The sequence below is a fragment of the Chloroflexota bacterium genome (genome assembly GCA_015478725.1).
GTDB lineage: Bacteria > Chloroflexota > Limnocylindria > Limnocylindrales > CSP1-4 > C-114.
In genome coordinates this window covers 1-3,323 of sequence record JADMIG010000066.1, presented here as the reverse complement: position 1 = coordinate 3,323, position 3,323 = coordinate 1, and the positions used below count along the sequence as shown (strand labels likewise).

Annotated in this window: 1 protein-coding gene; it reads right to left on the bottom strand. The window is 53.4% G+C overall.

Annotation, left to right across the window (positions count from 1 at the left end; all coding sequences use genetic code 11):
• Window positions 1-2,257: 2,257 nt before the first annotated feature.
• Window positions 2,258-2,506 carry a hypothetical protein gene (locus IVW53_15665; protein ID MBF6607002.1) on the bottom strand — a complete coding sequence of 83 codons (249 nt, stop codon included), beginning with the start codon at window positions 2,504-2,506 and terminating at the stop codon, window positions 2,258-2,260.
• Window positions 2,507-3,323 lie beyond the last annotated feature (817 nt).

The following is a 3,323-nucleotide window of genomic DNA, read 5'->3' as shown; positions in this document are numbered from 1 at the left end:
GTGGACGTATATTCTGACGCTTTAGACGTCTGAGACACGTCAGCAATGCCTAGACGTCTCAGACATTGATTAGGCATCAAAGAGGCTCCATTAGACACATGAGCATGTGAGCATGTGTGCATGTCTTTTGAGGTTAGGACTATCTCAATACCAGCAGGAAGCTGCAATGTGGGAGCCGCGCACCTGCGGGCATATTTGGGGAGGTTGCTGGTGAGGCTAGCAGCTTGTCTTCGCAGGTCGGCAAAGTCCTGTCCAGCTAGCACAGTGTCAACGCTCTCAGACCCCTTGAGCATGAGATCGAGCAGCATTGCCTCCTCAAGCTGCTTGCAGGCCTTGAAGTACTCTGTGCGCAGGCCAAGCTCCGTAGGCTCCCGCGCCTCATGCTCTGCAGAGTGATAAAGCCGTCAGTGATGAGTGGTGCCATGGGTGAGTTAAAACTGATTAGGTCAAAATCAAATTGCAGGAGTGGCAGTGGCAACTATGAAACCGCCTTAGGAAGTCATGATGACCCGCCAGAAGAATTTTCCAGCTGCAAGGCGACATGCAAACAGCAGATATTTGGAGATGCACCTCTCGCCACATTGATGACCTCACTCAAGAGCGTCTCCATCTCTGCCTGGCTGACATACGCTGGCCCTTTAGACAGCACCTCCTCGCAGAGCTCAGAGAATGCTGCCGCAGATGTGACAGTCTTCTTGATTGTGGTGGTATGCCTGCACACCATATCTACCCTTCTCAGCACCCTTGAGAAGATCACGAACAAGCACATCTTCAAAGAAATGCGAGAGGTTGGCAACAGACCTGCGAGCGAGCTCTGCTGCTTGCCTCAGGATGCGTCCCAGGTTCAAGTCAAACACCACCTCAGAGATAGTGTCGGTGCTCCCTGGATAAAGAAAACCTGTCTTTGGCAAATGCTGAAGTTATGCATGCATGCAACAGCTCATTGGGCATGCAGTGCAGAGTCACCATGCCAGCATGCAAAGCCAGGCATGCATGCGATACTCAATTGTGGGGCCCATGTTTTTTGTCGTACTGCTCAGCCTGGAAATGGTTGAGAAGCAGAGCTCCATGTCCTCCCCCGCACCCAACCCAGCTCCCTTCCTCCACAATGGAGAGTGCAACACCTAGACATGCAAAAGAAATGGTGCACCAGGATACACAGCAATCAGCTATCCTTATTCAAGATTACCAGTCATTAGTTTGCAAGTTCCACTGGTGCAAGACTGTCCTACCTGGCAATGCCAAGAGTGCAGCTTGCCATGAGCGGCTGACACCAGCGGCACAGCCGCGCCCTCCACTGCTGCATCAGGAACAATTCTGGCGGCCGGATTGGACACATCTGATGACGCTCTCAGGGCTGCGTTTGCCTTCAGGTTCCAAGGCCACCACTTGCACATGATATCCTGGAAGATGTGCTTGACGCCCTGTATGATTGACACACATCCAGCTTATGCATGGCAATAGCTGAAGCACCAATGCTTTCTATACCAGCCAGCAATAAAAATTCTTCAGGGCCCACCTTTGGGAATGTGAAGGAACTGTGAAGCAGATGATGATACCCATAGCGTTCGCCAGACTGAATGATGTTCACCCCGCGTTGGATGATAAGATGCCGACATCCACCCACAACCCTGCCAGTGTAGAAGAGGTCCTTGTACTTGCTAGGGCGGTCCCTCGCTGCTTTCCAGTACCCCCTTCCACAATGCCTGTCCTCATCCTGTGCTCGCTGGCTGCTCAAAGACAGATCCAATGCCTCCATGTGCCGCATTGCAACACTGCAAATGCATGCTGCAGCTTTTAGAACGTATGAGCCTGCAGCTTTCAAGCTTTGGTACAGGCATGCATGCTCAGACTCCAGCATCCCATCACCACTCCCAGGCACAAAGGCATATTAAGTAATAGCTGACTGGACACAAGAGCAGACATCGGGCGGCAAGCTGACTCACTCATCCCTGATGAAGATGTCGTCATAGTAGGGTGAACGAAAGGCCTCACGATCCCTGTCGTAGATGTAAAGCTTCATATTCCCATCAGAATGGAAAGAGTGCTGCTCTCCACTGCAGCATGGGCACTCATTGCTGGATAGAAGCCCAGCCTTATCCATCTCCCACTCATTGCAACGCCATTCCCTGTAGGCATCTGCCACGTGCTCCTCACGAATTCGCCCCTCCTGCATGATCAGTGCATGTCAACCGCTACATCTGCGACCCCAGGTGGCAGAAGAGCAGTCAGCTTGACAATTATGATCACAAGAGTGCTATGCCAGATCTGTGCTGCTCACCACACCCATCAGTGTGCTCCGTAAGTCCAGTTTGCTCACAAAGGCGCTCAAAGACGTGCCAAAGGCAGTGCTCTGTGTGCGCCTCCACTCCTTCAGCACATCCTCGTGGATGAACGTCTGCACACGCTTGGCACTGGGCGTGCAGGGCCACAGTCCCGCGTTCTGCATGTCATGCCTATCCTGGCATCTCAAGCCGCCACAAGCCAGGCATTTGAACTGTGCCATGGCAAAGCCATCCACGCGCCCTGCATTCAGTGCCCATCAGTGCATGATTGCCCTCTTGCATGATGCAGAGCTCTGATGTAGCGATACTTTCAAGGTGGTGGGCTGAACCATTTGGCCACCACCAGACAAGTACTCACCCAGGGGAGTGATGCAAGTAATTCGTTTCCCAAGCAGCGCCTCGCCCCACTGCGCGCCCTCAGAGCAGCAGCATGGCTTGGAAGGAGCGCTGTCATCCACAAGGAGGCACATGTCTGCAATGCAGCCACACTATATCAGCACAAACCCCGATGTACATGCTATCAACCAACATGACAGGAGGGACGTGATCGGCACCTTGCACAGCATAGCCAAGTGGACCCGGTGGCAACTGATCTGCAGGAGAAGAAGGCCCATCTGCAGCCAAAACTCTGGGACCCTCGAGCGGGACCAAGAACCTGTGTGGGGCCAGATTCTGGCAGAAGCCATCCAGCCAGTGCTGGCGATTGTGGCAGTGGGCCGTGGTATGGAGCTTCTGATCACACTCAGCGCATACAACAGCCCCGGCCATTGAGCACGTCGAGCACTTGACGATCCCTTCATTCCCACATCCACCAACGCTGCACAGCTGTGGGGGATGCAAGGGCGCTTGCCTAGCCATTGCAGCCTCTGCAAGGCTTCGCCTAGCATCTCTCCAGTTGTTGTAGTTGGCCTCTCTTTTTATGCTGTATTCTGTGGGCCCTGCGGGATGAGCGGAGACCTTCATCAGTCGATTTTGGTAAGACAACAGGCATGCAAGCAGTGCTCCATGCAGTGCTGCAGACACATTGTTATCCGGCCA